General features: G+C 61.5%; 16 protein-coding genes, 1 tRNA gene and 1 pseudogene. 3 read left to right on the top strand and 15 right to left on the bottom strand.

Annotated elements, in window-relative coordinates; translation table 11 throughout:
• Positions 1 to 57 precede the first annotated feature (57 nt).
• The gene (locus tag ABDK06_RS11825; RefSeq protein WP_394941226.1) at positions 58 to 459 is read right to left on the bottom strand and encodes a hypothetical protein; all 402 of its coding nucleotides are present in this window, start codon (positions 457 to 459) and stop codon (positions 58 to 60) included.
• A gap of 170 nt (positions 460 to 629) precedes the next feature.
• Between ABDK06_RS11825 and ABDK06_RS11830 the strand changes: the two genes are divergently transcribed.
• The gene (locus ABDK06_RS11830) at positions 630 to 953 is read left to right on the top strand and encodes a hypothetical protein (protein ID WP_394941227.1); all 324 of its coding nucleotides are present in this window, start codon (positions 630 to 632) and stop codon (positions 951 to 953) included.
• Positions 954 to 1176: 223 nt separating this feature from the next.
• On the opposite strand, the gene ABDK06_RS11835 is transcribed toward ABDK06_RS11830, so the two are convergent.
• Positions 1177 to 1250: transfer RNA gene (locus ABDK06_RS11835), tRNA-Pro, on the bottom strand.
• Positions 1251 to 1322: 72 nt separating this feature from the next.
• Positions 1323 to 1970: a TetR/AcrR family transcriptional regulator gene (locus ABDK06_RS11840; RefSeq protein ID WP_394941228.1), complete on the bottom strand. Its 648-nt coding sequence runs from the start codon at positions 1968 to 1970 to the stop codon at positions 1323 to 1325.
• Between the two features lie 113 nt (positions 1971 to 2083).
• On the opposite strand from ABDK06_RS11840, the gene ABDK06_RS11845 reads away from it, so the two are divergent.
• Positions 2084 to 2845 (top strand): SDR family NAD(P)-dependent oxidoreductase, encoded by a 762-nt coding sequence (locus tag ABDK06_RS11845; protein ID WP_394941229.1) that lies wholly within the window; start codon positions 2084 to 2086, stop codon positions 2843 to 2845.
• Positions 2846 to 3075: 230 nt separating this feature from the next.
• On the top strand, positions 3076 to 3840 hold the full coding sequence (locus ABDK06_RS11850) for an SDR family NAD(P)-dependent oxidoreductase (protein ID WP_394941230.1): 765 nt from the start codon (positions 3076 to 3078) through the stop codon (positions 3838 to 3840).
• 99 nt (positions 3841 to 3939) lie between these two features.
• Here the strand turns inward: ABDK06_RS11850 and ABDK06_RS11855 are convergent, their stop codons facing one another.
• From ABDK06_RS11855 to ABDK06_RS11910, 12 genes and pseudogenes are all read right to left on the bottom strand, one after another.
• Positions 3940 to 4107, bottom strand: coding sequence for a hypothetical protein (locus ABDK06_RS11855; RefSeq protein WP_394941231.1), 168 nt, complete (start codon positions 4105 to 4107; stop codon positions 3940 to 3942).
• Positions 4108 to 4160: 53 nt separating this feature from the next.
• Entirely contained in the window at positions 4161 to 4406 is a 246-nt protein-coding gene (locus ABDK06_RS11860; protein WP_394941232.1) for a DUF167 domain-containing protein, read from the bottom strand.
• A gap of 19 nt (positions 4407 to 4425) precedes the next feature.
• A complete protein-coding gene (der, locus tag ABDK06_RS11865; RefSeq protein ID WP_394941233.1) occupies positions 4426 to 5946 on the bottom strand; it encodes a ribosome biogenesis GTPase Der in 1521 nt (506 codons plus the stop codon).
• On the bottom strand, positions 5939 to 6586 hold the full coding sequence (locus tag ABDK06_RS11870) for a lysophospholipid acyltransferase family protein (RefSeq protein ID WP_394941328.1): 648 nt from the start codon (positions 6584 to 6586) through the stop codon (positions 5939 to 5941). Before ABDK06_RS11870 ends, der begins: the two co-directional genes overlap by 8 nt.
• A gap of 76 nt (positions 6587 to 6662) precedes the next feature.
• The gene (gene cmk, locus ABDK06_RS11875; protein ID WP_394941234.1) at positions 6663 to 7397 is read right to left on the bottom strand and encodes a (d)CMP kinase; all 735 of its coding nucleotides are present in this window, start codon (positions 7395 to 7397) and stop codon (positions 6663 to 6665) included.
• Positions 7394 to 8532 (bottom strand): annotated as a pseudogene (locus tag ABDK06_RS11880) (prephenate dehydrogenase). Before ABDK06_RS11880 ends, cmk begins: the two are co-directional and overlap by 4 nt.
• A gap of 42 nt (positions 8533 to 8574) precedes the next feature.
• Positions 8575 to 9543 carry a pseudouridine synthase gene (locus tag ABDK06_RS11885; protein WP_394941235.1) on the bottom strand — a complete coding sequence of 323 codons (969 nt, stop codon included), beginning with the start codon at positions 9541 to 9543 and terminating at the stop codon, positions 8575 to 8577.
• 11 nt (positions 9544 to 9554) lie between these two features.
• Positions 9555 to 10247 carry an SMC-Scp complex subunit ScpB gene (gene scpB, locus ABDK06_RS11890; protein WP_394941236.1) on the bottom strand — a complete coding sequence of 231 codons (693 nt, stop codon included), beginning with the start codon at positions 10245 to 10247 and terminating at the stop codon, positions 9555 to 9557.
• Positions 10244 to 11197: a segregation and condensation protein A gene (locus ABDK06_RS11895; RefSeq protein WP_394941237.1), complete on the bottom strand. Its 954-nt coding sequence runs from the start codon at positions 11195 to 11197 to the stop codon at positions 10244 to 10246. Before ABDK06_RS11895 ends, scpB begins: the two co-directional genes overlap by 4 nt.
• On the bottom strand, positions 11181 to 12089 hold the full coding sequence (locus ABDK06_RS11900) for a ParA family protein (RefSeq protein ID WP_394941238.1): 909 nt from the start codon (positions 12087 to 12089) through the stop codon (positions 11181 to 11183). The genes ABDK06_RS11895 and ABDK06_RS11900 overlap by 17 nt, the downstream gene beginning before the upstream one ends.
• Before the next feature lie 162 nt (positions 12090 to 12251).
• Positions 12252 to 14669 carry a GNAT family N-acetyltransferase gene (locus ABDK06_RS11905; protein ID WP_394941239.1) on the bottom strand — a complete coding sequence of 806 codons (2418 nt, stop codon included), beginning with the start codon at positions 14667 to 14669 and terminating at the stop codon, positions 12252 to 12254.
• On the bottom strand, positions 14666 to 16105 hold the full coding sequence (locus tag ABDK06_RS11910) for a lysine N(6)-hydroxylase/L-ornithine N(5)-oxygenase family protein (protein WP_394941240.1): 1440 nt from the start codon (positions 16103 to 16105) through the stop codon (positions 14666 to 14668). Before ABDK06_RS11910 ends, ABDK06_RS11905 begins: the two co-directional genes overlap by 4 nt.
• Positions 16106 to 16108 lie beyond the last annotated feature (3 nt).

A 16108-nucleotide genomic window follows, 5' to 3' on the forward strand; every position in this document is an offset into this window, starting at 1 on the left:
AGAAGAACCCCCGATGGAGATCCACCGGGGGTTCTTCGTTGGTGCAGTGCTGTATCGTCAGCTTCCGCAAGTCTTCATGCCCTCGTCATACATCGTCTTACCCTGCGATCCGTTTCGAGGGACGAAGTCGCGATCTCCCACCTTGACCGAGTCATCGTTGATGGTGATCTCGTCGCTGCCGTGATATTTGCCGGACTGTGTCCAGGTGATCCGTGTGCGGTCCTTGTTCAGCTGGCCAACACTGGTGTCTGAGGAGTAATTGGATTTTCCGGGGCATTCGATGGATGTGAAGGTCACCGTGTCGCCGTCGATCTTTACGACACCGAGGGGGCCACTGGTCGCGCCGATGTACTCGCCATTGCCGCTCGGAGTCCCACTGCAGCCAGCCATTGTGAGCATCAGAGCGATAGCACCTATGGCCAGGGCGGGCGTTCCGCCTCGCTTGGTCGTGGTGGTCATGATCTGTATCTCCCTAGGATTTGACCTGCTGTTTGGCGTGCATTTTATGTGTTTCTACGTCCATTCAAACACAGCTGCAATTTTTCTGTCGATACGCTACCTTGAATCGTGGCAATGGCTATTCGATTCGGATTCGAGTGCAAAACTCACGAAAGTGACACGATAATGAGATGCCAGCAAATCAGCCTTCTTCGCCCTCATCCCCAGCTACCGCCCGCGATGTCGTGCATCACCTATACGTCAATTCCGGCGACCTTTTGCCGTATTGCGGGGTGATTCCAGGTCCAGATCCGGTCACCGGCGACTGGCATACAGGCCACAACCGGGACACCCTGCTGGAGACGGTGCATTACGGACTCCCCGGTTGCGTGACATGCCTGTCGCCTGCTGCCCTCGGAGGATTCACGCCGCTCATCATGGACGAGGACGCGGAAGTCATCACTTTCGACGGCGAAGTGCCGGTATGGGGCGACGACGAGCCCGAGGTCGGCTGAGTTTCACTCGATAGCTAATGGCAGATGTTATTCAGAACTTCATCGACGTCGCGCAGAAGCTCGCGTTGCTTGCAGACTTGCTGGACGAGTCTGCCGAATCACAACAATAGAGCACGAAGAAGTTCCCAAATCTAGCGGTCACATTAGCGGTCACATCGCTATTTTCGTGGTCAAACTGATTGACTCAACGACCTTATTTTCCTTGATATATCAAGGTTTTCGGTCGGGCTGACAGGATTTGAACCTGCGACCCCCTGACCCCCAGTCAGGTGCGCTACCAAGCTGCGCTACAGCCCGAACATCGGTTTTCTGCCGAGTAAACCCGGCGAAAGCCAACTTGAAAATCATACAGTACAGCCGCCCGGGACTCTAACTGGGCGAGAAGGCCTTCGCCCGAGCCTCTACTCCGGCCACGAACAACTCGATCGAACCGTGGTAGAACTCCTCGGCGTCCGCCACCTGCGTCAATGGTTCAGCGGCCGCGATAATGCCCGGATATTGTTCCGCGGGCAAGGCTCGGATGGCCTCCAGCTTCCCGGCCAGGTGCTCTTCACGAGCGCAGTCATCCATGCCGATCTCACGCCCCGGCTCCCCCACCACCAGCATGACGCACAGGTCCATCGCGGTCCGCGCAATATTCGCCGCCTCCCGTACCGGGAACCCCAATCGGGTCAGCAGCACTAGCGCTCGCTCGGTCAGTTCCAACCCCTTCTGCTCAGTGAACAACTGAGCCGGCACCAGTGAAGCCACCGCCGGATGCCTGCGTAGCACCGCAATCAGCGCGGTCAGCTGCCCGCCCATGGAATCATCCGCCGGCAGCTCAAGCTCGGCGATCACCGCCTGCCCCATGGCGGCCAGCAGCTCCTCCTTATTGGCGAAATGCCAGTACATCGCCATCGGAGTGACCCCAAATTCGCCCGCTAACCGGCGAATCGTCACCGCCCCCAGGCCCTCGGCCTCGGCGAGGGACAACGCAATCTTCAGCACGGATTCTCGACTTAAAGCAGGTTTATTCACGAGCCAACTTTACCATGTATAGGAATTGATATACGGTGTATATCAGAGCAGGATCCGCTCGCCCGAGAGCGATCCAGCTAAAGCGATCTCGAACAAACCACAAAGGACCACTGATGAACTACTCCGGCAAAACCATTCTGATCACTGGCGCTTCCTCCGGCATCGGCCAAGCCTTCGCCGAGAAGTTCGCTAGCCTCGGCGCCAAGCTGGTGCTGGTCGCCCGCAGCGAGGACACCATGAACGCCCTAGCCGCTACCCTGAAGCAAAAGCATGGCACCGAAGCCCGTGTGATCAGCCTCGACCTCTCCGTTCCCGGCGCGGCGGCCGAACTGCTCAAGCAGATCCCCGCCGTCGACGGCCTGGTCAACAATGCGGGTTTCGGCACGCACGGTCTAGTGCAGGATCTGGATCAGGACAAAGTCAATCAGGAGATCCAGCTCAACTGCGGAGCCCTGGTAGACCTGACTCAGAAATACCTGCCCGGCATGCTGGCCAAGAAGGACGGCCTGGTGATCAACATCGCCTCCACCGCCGCCTTCCAGCCGATTCCGAAACTGGCCGTCTACGGCGCAACCAAAGCCTTCGTGCTCTCTTTCACTCAAGCGCTCTGGGCCGAACTCCAGGGCACCGGGGTCCGCGCCCTGGCCGTCTGCCCCGGTGCGACCTCGACGAACTTCTTCGAAGTCGCGGGCGAAGGAGCGGCGGTTGGCACCATGCGCAGCGTGGACGACGTCATCAAGACAACTTTCAAGGGTCTCGACAAAAACGCGCATACCGTGGTGGACGGCGCCATGAATGGCGCCACGGCCTTCTTCGGCCGGATCGCACCGCGCAAGCTCGTGATGTCGGCCGTCAGCCGGATGATGTCCAAGTAACTAAGTAGCTGGTCCCGGTGCCCGCAGACAACTCTCCGCGGGCACCGCAGGACGCCGCAGGAGGCACCCCGCACATCGCTTCCAGCCAGCTCTGACACCAGCTTCTACCCAGGAATTTGCTATACGGTAAACAGGTAGGCAGGCAATGACGCCCAGACACCAGAAGCGGCGGCATTCGAGGCCCGCTTTAGGAGCGCCTCGAATCGATATCAACCCCACTGAAGGAAGTCATGAACTACTACGGCAAAACCATCTTGATCACCGGAGCGTCCTCCGGCATCGGCGAATCCTTTGCAGAAAAGTTTGCCAGCCTCGGCGCCAAGCTCGTGCTGGTCGCCCGTCGCGAGGACGTGCTCAACGCCCTGGCCAGCAAGTTCAAGGAGAAGCACGGCACTGAAACCCAGGTGATCGGCCTGGATCTCGCCGCCCCCGGTGCCGCCGCAAAGCTCTACGAGCAGGTACCGGCCATTGACGGACTGGTGAATAACGCAGGCTTTGGCACCTACGGACCGCTGTATGAACAGGACGCCGATAAGGTCAACCAGGAAGTGCAGCTCAACTGCGGCGCTCTGGTCGATCTCACCCGCACGTACTTGCCCGGCATGGTGGAACGCAAAGAGGGCTTCGTGATCAACCTCGCCTCGGTCGCCTCCTTCCAGCCTTCCCCCTACCTGGCCGTCTACTCCGCCACCAAGGCCTTCGTGCTTTCTTTTACCCAGTCCATCTGGGGTGAACTGCAAGGCACCGGCGTCACCGCTCTGGCGGTCTGCCCCGGACCGACCAAAACCAATTTCTTCGATGCCGCTGGCGGGCACGATTTCTCGGTGGGCAAGATGCGCACCCCGGCCCATGTCGTGGAGACCGCACTCAAGGGCCTCACGAAGAACAAGCACACCGCGGTGGATGGCTTCGGCAATAAGCTATTAGCCTTCTTCGGCCGGGTTTCACCCCGCACTCTGACCATCAACGTGGTCGGCAAGATGGTCAAAGAGTAGAGAAGGACGGCGCATCAAGCCTGAGCATTCAAAGCTCGGTGTGCGGGGCAAAGAAACAAATGCTTTGCCCGGCACACCGCAGAGCAAGCTAAAGAAACCCTAACCAGCGCTGTTCTTCAGCCAATCATCCTGGGCGGGCTGCGCGAAATTGACCTGCTCGACGTCCACCACTTGAACATACTGATCGGGACTCACTCGCTCGGGCAATGCTCCGAACTTCTTCGGGGCTTCCTCGACGGCTTCTGGAACCACGGGGTTTTCTTCCATGACCTCAGAATAGGAGCAGAAAACGTGAAAATCCTAGCGATTGGCTAAGAAACTCATACCGATCCGGCGTCGTCCACCCGGACCCGCTTCAGTTTGGCGCTGTGCCCACGCAGAATGGTCACTTTCGAAGCAGCGACCCCGAAGTACTCGGCGATCACCCGTTCCACTCCACGATTCGCGGCACCGTCAACGGCTCGTTCCGGCACAAAGACCACCCAGGACGCCGCTGGATCACCGTCCAGCGGCTCCATGAGCGAACCCTTGCGGCTACCGGCCTTCACTCGTACCGAGATATCCATGGCCCTGGCCACAAGAGAACTAGCGAGTCCGCTTACGCTTCTCCCGCACCCGCATAGCAACCTCGATCGGGCTGCCCTCGAAGCCGAAGGTCTCCCGCAAGCGCCGCGTGATGAAACGCCGGTAGCCCGGATCCAGGAAGCCGGTGGTGAACAAGACGAATTTAGGCGGACGGGAAGAGGCTTGAGTGCCGAACAGGATCCTCGGCTGCTTACCGCCGCGCAGCGGGTGCGGGTGCGCCGCTACCAGTTCGCCCAGGAAGGCATTGAGCCGCCCGGTGGGGATCCGCTTGTCCCAGGATTCCAGCGCAGTGTCCAGTGCCGGCACCAAACGATCCTTGTGCCAGCCGGTCTTAGCCGAGATATTCACCCGCGGCGCCCATTCGACATGCGCCAGATCCTGTTCGATCTCGCGTTCCAGGTAGCGGCGACGTTCGTCGTCCAGCAGATCCCATTTATTGAAGGCCAGCACCAGCGCCCGGCCTGACTCAATCGCGAGCTGCAAAATCCGCACATCCTGCTCGGAGAGCACCTCGTCCACCGCGAGCAGCACCACGGCCACCTCGGCTTTCTCCAGGGCGGATTGGGTGCGCAGCGAGGCGTAGAAATCCGCGCCCTGCGCCATATGCTGACGACGCCGGATGCCAGCGGTATCCACAAAGCGCCAGGTGCGTCCGCCGAGCTCGATGAATTCGTCGACCGGATCACGCGTCGTTCCGGCCAGCGGGTCAACCACGACGCGCTCCGAACCGGCCAGCTTATTGAGCAGCGAGGACTTTCCGACGTTCGGTCGGCCGATCAGTGCGACTCGGCGCGGACCGCCGCGGCGGTCGGTGGTCTCCACCTCGGAGAACTCCGGCAGTACTTCCATGATTCGGTCCAGCAGATCGGCGACGCCGCGGCCGTGCTGGGCGGAGACCGCCCAGGGCTCGCCCAGGCCGAGCCCCCACAGACTGGCGACGTCGGAATCCGTGCGCTGATCGTCAGCCTTATTGCCGACCAGGATGATCGGCTTCTTGGTGCGCCGCAGCATCTTCATCATGGATTCGTCCATCGCGGTGACGCCGACCGTGGCATCCACCACGAAAAGCACGGCATCCGCAAGTTCGACGGCCATTTCGGCTTGCTCAGCCACCCGCTGGTGGATTCCCTTAGCGTCGAACTCCCAGCCACCGGTATCCACCAGGGTGAAGGAACGTCCGTTCCATTCCGCCGGGTACATCACGCGGTCTCGGGTCACCCCGGGGGTGTCTTCCACTACCGCTTCACGACGGCCCAGAATGCGGTTGACCAGGGTGGATTTGCCGACGTTGGGCCGACCGACAATGGCGAGCACCGGGTCCAGCCCGCCCTCGTCGTCATCGAGATAGTCACCATCGAGGCCAGCCAGCAGGGCGGCGTCGTCCTCATCTAGCTCGTAGTCGGACAGTCCAGCACGCAGCGATTCGGCGCGCAGCTCAGCCTCGGCGTCGTCCAGCGCGGAGATTTTCTCCAGCACCTGGTCTTCACCCTTGGGCTCAAAGTCCTCGAAATCTTCAGTCATTTCCACTCTGCTCTGTTCTAGGCGGGGTCGGGTCGTCAGGCAATTCCTGCCCGGAAATCTTCACAGCTTCAGCAATATGGCTCGAAAGCGCCTCGCGAATCTGTTCCACTGCCGCATCCATTGAAGCACGCCCGGACATCCCGGGCTGCCGTTCGATCTTCAGGGCCTCACCGAAGGAAACGTGAAAGCGACGCCGCAGCGGCGGGATCTTGTCCTTGTGCTCACCGGTAATCCTGGTGCCCAGCACTGCCACCGGCACCACCACTGCCCCTGAATTGAGAGCCAGCCAGGCCACTCCGCTGTTCATCGAGGCGGCGTCTCCGCTACCCCGGGTGCCTTCCGGCAGGATGCCGACGCACTCACCGCGCTCCAGCACTCCCTTCGCGGCTTGCAAGGCCGCCCGGTCTCCCGAACGGTCGACCGGGATCTGCCCGGAAGCATGCAAGACCCAGCCCAGGAAACCCCTGAACATATCGTGGCGCACCATAACGTGCATATAGCGCGGACTGGCACCGACCATCACCGGACCGTCCAGGTAGCTCAGGTGATTCGCGGCGAAGATCACCGGGCCTTTCGACGGGATATTCTGCCGGCCCAGCACCGTGGTGCGGTAAAGCACATGGTCAAGCACCCGCCCCAAGGGCCGAGACCACCAAGTCTTCCAGGCCGCGGGAGACCCTGAAAGCTCTGACCCTGGGCGCTTCGATTCTCGAGACTCAGCCACCGACGCTCTCCTGCACTAGACGAAGCACTGCCTGCACCGTCTGCTCGAAATCCAGATCAGAGGAGTCCAAGGTCACCACGCCGTCCGCCGCGCGTTGGAAGTCCACCACGGTGGAGTCCTTCGCATCACGCGCCAGCACCTGCTCGGCGAGCTGCTCGGTGCTCTGCTTTTCCCCGTTAGCCGCCAGTTGAGCGCCACGACGGGCTAGCCTGGCTTCTTCAGAGGCGGTCAGCAAGAGCCTGACTTCGGCCTGCGGGGCTACTACGGTAGTGATATCACGGCCTTCCACCACCATCCGGTGCCGCACGGAGTCGATCGCAGCGCGCTGCCGACGAATCAGTTCAGTGCGGGCGCCCAAATTAGTCGCTACCGCGGAAACCGCCTCGGAAACCCGTGGTTCACGGATCTCGTCGGTGACATCAAGGGCATCTTCGGCGTCGACCCCGGCGGCCACCATGTCGACGCCCGGATCAAACCATTGCTCGTAGTAGAACCGCTTGGCCAGCGCCTCGACGGCGGCTTGGTTCTGCACAGCCACCCTGTTCTCTAGGCAGACCAAGGTCAGCGCCCGGTACATCGCACCGGTGTCTTGGTAGGCCAGGCCTAATCGACGAGCTACTTCGCGCGCCACCGAGGACTTTCCGGAACCAGAAGGGCCGTCAATCGCGATCACCAGAGACTTACCGATCCGCAGCTGAGCAGTTTTATTCACGCCGCCGTCGCTCATTGCAGCACCTTCCAGCCCCGCACGGTGAGCTCTTCGATCAGCAGATCGCGCTTGCTCGGCAACACCGAGATCTCCGCGATGCCGGCATTTCGGCCAGAGGAGTGATCCAAGCGCAGATCCTCCAGATTGACGCCGATCTCGCCGATCTCGGTGAGTAGCTGGGCGATCTGACCTGGTTCGTCGTCCACCAGAATGCTCATCCAGGCATAGGGCTGCGCCGGGCCGCCGTGCTTGCCCGGGATCCGGGCCTGTCCGGCATTACCCGCGCTGATCACCTTAGCCATCGCCAGACTCGATCCAGGAGCGTCGGGCGCGTCCAAGGTGCTGATCAGCTTGATCAGATCCTCATGCACAGCGTGCAGAATCGAAACGATCGACTCTGCATTGGCCGACATGATCGGCACCCACATTCCGGCGTCGGAAGCGGCGATCCGGGTGACATCCCGCAGGCCGTTACCAGCCAGTGAGAGGGCGTGCGGTTCAGCGTCCTGCAGCCGAGCCGCCACCAGGGAGGACATCATCTGCGGGAAATGCGACACCAGGGCTACCGCGGCGTCGTGCTCTTCCGGGCTGAACCGGCTGAGTACCGCGCCGAGATCCAAGCCGAGATTCTGCGCCAGCTGAATCGCCAGCACACTGGAACCCGGTGTGGTCTCGGTCGCTTCGTGTGGGCAGACCACCCACGGCATCGCATTGAACAGCTCGCCGCGCGCTGAAACCGCTCCGGCGCGTTCCCGCCCGGCCATCGGATGGGTGCCGACATAGCGGCTCAGATCCAGCGGCGCTTCAGCAGAAAGCTCGCGCAACTCGCGCAGAATCGCGCCCTTGACACTCGAGACGTCAATCACGACGGCGGCCGGAAACCGTTCCAGCGCATCCGCCACCACACGCGCACAGATATCCGGCGGCGCAGCGACGACCACCAATTCGGGCCAGACCTCGGGCTGTTCGCTGAGCGGCCGCCCGGCGCCAATATCCAGGGCCACCGAAAGGGCGGAAGGAGATGGGTCGGAAAGCAGCACCTGAAGCCCCCGATGGCTCAGCCCGAGGCCGATACTGGTGCCCAACAAGCCGGTGCCGAAGACCACCACAGGTCCCCGAAGGTAAGTATCCCGTGAGCCATTCCGGCGCTCATTGGAGTGCTGCTCAGAGGATTCAGGCATTGCGGCGTGCGGTCTCATAGGCCCACTGAAGCGAGCAGATGACCCACCTCTTGGTTGCCTAAGACACGAATAGTGCCCTGTTTCTGATCGCCAAGCCGGATCGGTCCGACTTGTAAGCGGACCAGTCGCTCCACCGGGTAGCCCACCGCGTCGAAAAGGCGGCGCACAATCCGATTCTTGCCGGAGTGCAGCACCACCTCAACGAGCACATGACCGGGGGTGGAGTCCACCAGTTTGAAAGCATCGACCTTGGTCACGCCGTCTTCTAGCTCAATACCGCGTTTGAGCTGATTGCTGATCCCGGATTCCATCGGTCCCTTAGTCTGCACCAGGTAGGTCTTCGGGACCTCGTATTTGGGGTGCGTCAGCCGATTGGCCAGCTCGCCGTCATTGGTCAGCAGCAGCAAGCCCTCGGTGGCCTGGTCGAGCCGCCCCACATGGAAAAGCCGCTCATGGGCGTATTTGTTCTTCAGGAAGTCGCTGATGTTCTTCCGGCCCTCGGGATCATCCATCGTGGAGACCACGCCTTTGGGCTTATTGAAGACGAGGTAGATCATGTTTTCTTTGAGTTGCAGGCTAATGCCGTCCACCGCAACGGTGGAGCTCTTTGGGTCAACGCGCAGACCGAGTTCGGTGACGATCTGGCCGTCCACCTCAACCCGGCCTTCCAGGATCATCTCCTCGCAGACCCGGCGAGAAGCCACCCCGGCCTGAGCCATCAGCTTCTGCAGCCGGATACCGTCCGGATCGTGCACATCCCGCTCGGCTTGAGTGCGGGCGGGCGGGTTCTGCTTGACCGGGCCAAGGCTCTGCCCGAAGCGCTCACGACCGAAGGCTCGCGACTTGGGAGCCGGGGTCTTGGGCGATTTTCCGCTGCCCTTGGCACCTGCACCTTTGGCTCCTGCACCTTGGGAGCGCGGCTTTTTGGGCGCACCCGAGGAGCCTCCACGTCCGTGTGAACCTGAGCGGGGAGTCGGTGTCATCAGCAAAGTCCTTAGTTATCAGCGAAATCGGCCAGATTCTCAAGCCCTGGCAAGTGTGGTGCAATATTGGGTAGTTCTTCAACGCTCTTCAGGCCGAGCCGCTCCAAGAAGTAGCTCGTGGTGCCATAGAGAATCGCCCCGGTTTCCGGGTCGGTTTCCAGCTCTGCGATGAGCCCGCGTTGAGTCAGCGTGCGCACTACAGAATCAACATTGACACCTCTGATCGCCGAGATTCGCGCTCGGGAAACCGGCTGGCGGTAAGCGATCACCGCCAAGGTTTCCAAAGCTGCCTGGGTGAGCCTGGCGGTCTGACCTTCCAAAACGTAACGAGACACCAGCGGTGCAAACTCGCTTCGCGAATAGAATCGCCAGCCTCCGGCCACGCTGCGTAGCTCAAATCCCCGCGGTCTGAACGATTCAGCAGCTTCGGGATCGGAGTTCTCAGGATGAAGAACGGCTGTTCCAGTATACCCGTCATACTCGCGCTGTAATTCGCGCAGCGCCTGGCTGACCTGGTCCACCGAGCGATTGACAGCGGTGGCTAGTTCCATTTCGCTCACCGGTTCGTCAACCACCATCAGCACAGCCTCAAGGGCAGCAGCCAACCCGCCGGGCAGCTCTGCGGGGTCAAAGGACTCGGCGTCAAGAGGCTCAGCCCCTGTTGGCGCTGCGGCTTCCAGTGGTTCCTCGCTCGGTTCATTCATGATCTGCTCCATCGTTCCCTGCTCGTTTGCTCACTGGCCGGACTATTCACTGGGCCGGATTGCTCGCTGTCTTCATACTCTTCGCTGAGGTTTTCCGCCGTCCAGTCCTCGCGAGCAGCCGTCCAGCGGATAGTCAGCTCACCCAGCGGACTGGCCTGTTCGAAGGCGATCACGGCGTCCCGGAACATCTCCAGCAAGGCCAGGAAGCGTGCGACGACGACCAGGGTGTTTTCGGCGTCACTCACCAGGGTGCGGAAGGAGAGCGGCTTCCCCGCCTTGAGCCGCTGACCGATCAGCTCGGCTTGTTCTTTGACGCTCACCGGCGGGGCGTGCAGATGCGCCAGGCCGACTTCGGTAGGGGCAGCTTCCCGGGGAGTCAGTGCCTTGGCGGCGAGCGCGGCAAAGTCCTCCGGGCTGTGCCGCCAGATCAGCTCGGGAAGCAAAGCGGCGAACCCGGGCTCCAGCCCTACCTGCCGCGGGAATCGCTGAGCTTCGCTCTCCAGAGTGCTGCCGATCAGTGCGGCGACATCCTTGAACGCTCGGTATTGCAACAATCGCGCGAAGAGCAGATCGCGTGCTTCCAGCAGTGCGATGTCCTCTTCGTCCTCCACCTCACCCGAGGGCAGCAGCCGGGCTGCCTTCAGATCCAGCAGGGTGGCGGCGATCACCAGGAATTCGCTGGCTTCGTCGATCGCCCATTCTTCACCGGCTTCTTGCAGCGCACGGATATAGGAGATGAACTCATCCGTCACGGTGGCCAGGGCCACTTCGGTGATATCCAGTTCGTGCTTGCCGATCAGACCGAGCAGCAGATCGAAGGGACCGGTGAAGTTCTTCAGCCGGACCTCGAAGCCGGGCTTCTTGGCCTGCAGCTCAGGGCGCAACTCCTCGAATTGCGCCGATCCTTCAGGTGGCTCAGCCGCCTGCGGCGAGTTACGGGGCTCCGCCACGGGCCACCAGCTCTTTAGCCAACCGGCGGTAGGCCTCTGCCCCTTGGTGATTGCCGGCGTAGGAGGTGATCGGCTCAGCCGCAACCGTGGCGTCGGCGAATTTGATGGTCCGCTTGATCACTGTCTCGAAAACCTTATCGCCGAAGGCTTCCACGAGCCGGGAGATCACCTCTCGGCTGTGCAGGGTCCGCGCGTCGTACATCGTGGCCAGCACACCGTCGATCTGCAAGCGCGGATTGATCCGGTCTTGCACTTTCTCGATGGTCTCCACCAGCAGGGCTACCGCACGCAGCGCGAAGAACTCACAGATCAGCGGGATGATCACACCGTGCGCGGCGGTCAGCGCATTGACCGTAAGCAGGCCCAGCGAGGGCTGGCAATCGATCAGCACCACGTCGTACTCGTCCTCGACCTTGCGCAGCACCCGATCGAGGACCTGTTCCCGGGCGACCTCATTGACCAATTGCACTTCGGCTGCGGAGAGATCGATATTGGCGGGCAGCAGATCGAGGTTCTCAGTTTCGGTGCGCCGGATGGCATCGTGCACATCCACCTTGCGGTCCATCAGCACGTTGTAAATCGTCAGGTCCAGTTCGTGCGGATTCGTGCCGAGGCCAGCGGACAGCGCCCCTTGCGGGTCGAAATCCACTAGCAGCACCCGGCGTCCCAATTCGGCGAGGGCGGCACCGAGGTTGATCGTCGAAGTGGTCTTGCCCACCCCGCCCTTCTGATTGACCATCGCGATGACCCGGGCCGGGCCGTGGGAAACCAGCACGGGGGGTTCGGGAAACTCGGTTATCGGACGGCCCGTGGGGCCGAGCACGGCTTCCAGATCGATGCCTGTGGCGGTATTGGCTCCCGCCAGAGTGTCGGATCCTTGTTCGCTGCTCACCTGATCACGCTTTCTTCGGTTGTACTGACTCTCATGCTCCTGAGTGCTACGTTACCGTCCGAGGAAGAGCATCCACGGTAATTCGATTCGCAAGCACCGCGAGCCTTGAAGCTCCAGTAAAGGTCGAAGGTTAGGCTTTCTGCGGCCTGGATCGCCACCGGCTCACAGCAGCGGATTCGCCATCTTCCCGGAGAACTGCAAGCCTCCTGAAGGGTCCGTCAGATCGAGCATCTGCTGATTATTCCTCAGCTGCAAGCGGTTCAGGCAGGAGAAGTCGAACTCCTCGATGAAGAAGTCATAGCGCTCGAAAGCCGTGAGCAACTCCGGCCGCTCCAGCAGGATCTCCTTCCGGTAGCTTCTCAGCGATTCCGCCACCTGAGCCCAAAAGGCCTGCTCACTGAGCAACCCTTCACGGTCGAAGATCTCGGCGAGGAAGCGGAAGAAGCAGTCGAAGACATCGGTGAAGATGGCTAGTGGGCGCTCCGTCAGCGGAATCTGATGCTTGATCCGATTAACCGCTTCAGGTACCTCAAGAGAGTCATCGAGCAACGAGATCTCCTCGGCGATGTCCTTCATAATCGCCCTCACCGGCAGCCCGTCTTTGAGCACCAGGATGACGTTCTCGCCGTGCGGCATAAAGGCCAGCTCGTAGCAGACCAAGCAGTGCACCAAAGGCTGAAGATAAGCACGCAAATAAGCTTGCAGCCACTCTTCCGGGCGTACCGCTGCGCGCCGGATATAAGCCCCGACCAGGCTCTCACCTCGCGCATCGAGATGCAGTAAGGAAGCCATGGTGGCGAGGGTCTCCCCCGATCCGAGCTGCGACAGCGGGCTCTCCCGCCAGAGGGCTGAGAACATCTTCCGGTAAGCCGAGCTCGCCGGCGCGGCAGCTTCCAGATAGCGATTGTGATAGCCGATAGCGGCGATCTCCCGCAGGATCACCAGCCCCCGTGATTGCAGCGTCTGGTCCTTGGCCACCAGCTCGTGCAGCCAGTCGTTGATCGCCGGGGTGTCCACCATGTATTCCGGCGAGAGCCCGCGCATGAAACCCATATTGAGCACTGAGATGGCTGTCTTCAGGTAGCTGCGCTCGGGCTTGGACGTGTTGAAGAAGGTCCGGATCGACTGCTGCGCCTGGTACTCGTCCTCACTCCGTCCCAGGAAGACGATACGCTGCTGGGCAATTTCGGCGGCGAAGGTGCTCTGCAGCTTGTTCTCCCACTGCCAGGGATGCGCAGGCATCAGGAAATAGTCCTGCGGGCTGAGACCCAGCGAGAGCAGCTTCTGCTCGAACCCGAGCCGCTGCACCTCACTGAACTCGGCTTCCATCAATTCCTGGTAGCTGAGCCCGGCAGAGACCGAGAACACCGCGTGGCTGCGCGCCACGGCCACCCAGACCAGTTGGACGGCGGAGCCAGCCTCCGGGGAGAAGGCCAGGAAATCGCTGCCCCCGAAACCGTGCCTGCCGTTATTGGCGACGAAGCAAGGGTGCCCTTCGGTCATCGAACGCTCGATGTTCTGGAAGGCCGCCGGTCCATCGGCTGCCGCGAGCTGAGCCGCGCTGAGTGTGGAGCGCGCTTGTTTGAAGGCGTGCGAGGTGAGCGTGCTGCTGAGTTCTTCCAGATAAATCGGCAATTGAACCGGATTGATGCCGAGCGTCTCGGCGAAATCGGTGATGAATTCCAGAGCATCGAGCGGCAACTCGGCACCCTCGGCATTGAACCTTTGCAGGCTGGATTCCACGATCGACCAGTGCTCAAGCCGCATTCGGCGGGCCTTGAACCGGTACTGCTGCCCGGAGGGCGAGCTGAGCTCGTAGTGTTCCCCGTGGTGCACCGGGAGCAGGATCCGTTCATGGGAGAACTCCGCGATGGCTTTGCGCACCAGATGGCGGTTGGCGCGCTGCCAGCGCTCCGGAGTGAGGTAATCGGCGAGCATCTCTGCGCTCTCGGTCAGCCCGGGTGAGGTCTTGCCCGAGAGTGCCTGTGCGGCCCGAGAGGCGGCGAAGTTCTGCCGGGTACAGAAATTCAGCCAGGCCTTTTTATCGGGCAGCGGGATCATAGCCTGCTTGACGAAGCCGACTTTAGCGTTGAGAGCCTGAACTTTTTCATTGCGCACATCGGGTTCCACGACTACGCGGCGCACCGCTGGGTCGCTGAAGGTATTGGCCATGATGAAGTGCAGCACCTCGGTAGTGAAACCCGGCCTGACCAGCCCCTCTGCGGGGGCGACCAGGAAGTGCATGCCGAGATCGCCCCGCTGCACCGGATAGGCCTTGCCCACCGGATCGCTGGCTGGATCGTAGCGTTCGAGCAGGAACGCCGGACGATCGTCGACAAAGCCCAGGTAGGCATGATGGGTCGAGGACTCGTCGATCTGCCGGTAGGCCTCACGCACCTGCTCAACGCTGTGACCGAGCATTCCCCAGAACCGCGCGCGCTCCTGGGACACCCAGGAGTGCAATAGCTCGGCGTCGTGCTCGGGGCTGAAGCGTCGTAGGCTAAAGCGCAGCGCGTTCGGCCGAGTCTCCTCCGCAACTGGCACTCGATCCAAAACGGTCTCTGGCTTGGGGGCGTTCATCGGGCCACCTCTGCTAGTGAAGTCCTGGTTGATCGGGCGTTCTCTGCTGCCATTCTGGCCGGAGTGTTCTGGGTGAAGGCGGAAGGCTGATCAACGGCGCCGAACTCCTGGAAGGCGATCCGCCGCTCCACGGCGTAGTATTCCCAGCCCAGCACTTCCCGAATAATGCAAGAGTTACGGTAAGCGCCCATGCCCAGATCCGGAGCGGCAAAACCGTGGCTGTGCAGTTCGGCATTCTGCACGAAGATCTCGCCGGGCTCGGCGGAGATCGAGTACCAGCGGTCCACCTCGAAACGACCTTCCTCGTCGAAGTTGATCCGCTCCCGCACCCCCGAGAGGAATTCCGGCTCACGGTAGCAATAGCCGGTGGCGAAGACCAGTCCCGCGGTCTCCAGTTCGAGGTCGCTCTGCTGTTCGATCTGCCGGAGCCGCACCCGGAAGCCAGCCTGCTCCGAGCTCGCTGCCTGCACTGCCTCGACCGAGGAATTCGTGATCAACCGGGTGCGCACCGGGCCATCCAGTGAACGCTGGTAGAGCAGATCGTAGATCGCGTTGATCAGTTCGGCATCGATGCCTTTGTAGAGACCCTTCTGCTCGGCGCCGAGTCGGTCCCGTTCGCTCAGTGGCAGCGCGTGGAAGTAGTCCACATATTCAGGGCTGGTCATCTCCAGAGTCAGCTTGGTGTACTCCAGCGGGAAGAAACGGGGCGAGCGAGTCACCCAGTTGAGCTGATAACCATGCGCGGGCTGCTCGCTGAGCAAGTCGAAGTACACTTCGGCGGCGCTTTGCCCGGAGCCCACCACGGTGATCGAACTCAGTTTCTGCAGTTCGGCCTTGCGGTTCAGATAGTCGGCGTTGTGCAGTGCCAGCGCGCCGGGAAGCGCGACGTCGTGCTCCGCGAGCTCTGAGTTCAACGCCCGCAGCGCGGCCGGTAGGAAGGGCACCGATCCGGTCCCGAGGACGAGCTTGCGAGCCTGCAAGAGCTGCGGCCCATCAGGCCCCGTGACCTGGACGGTGTAGCGCCCCTGGGCATAATCCACCGCGGTCACTTCGCTGCTGAATCGCACACTGGGCAATTGGGCAGCCACCCACTGACAGTACTTGTTGTACTCCGCCCGCAGCGGGTAGAAGTTCTCCCGGATGTAGAAGGGGTAGAGCCGCCCTGCGTTCTTGAGGTAGTTCAGGAACGAATACGGCGACGTCGGATCGGCCATCGTCACCAGATCGGCCATAAAAGGCACTTGCAGATGCGCTTCGGAGAGCATCATGCCGGGGTGCCAGTCGAAACCGGTGGAGCGTTCCAAGAACACCGTCCTCAGTTCGGCGATGGGTTCGGTGAGCGCGGCGAGGCCGAGGTTGAAAGGCCCGACGCCGATGCCGAGCAAGTCGTACACAACGGGGGCTTCGGACGCGGTTCCGGAAGCAGAAGTAGTCACGGT

This window comes from Psychromicrobium ferritrahens (assembly GCF_043789415.1).
In the GTDB taxonomy this organism is placed as follows: domain Bacteria; phylum Actinomycetota; class Actinomycetes; order Actinomycetales; family Micrococcaceae; genus Renibacterium.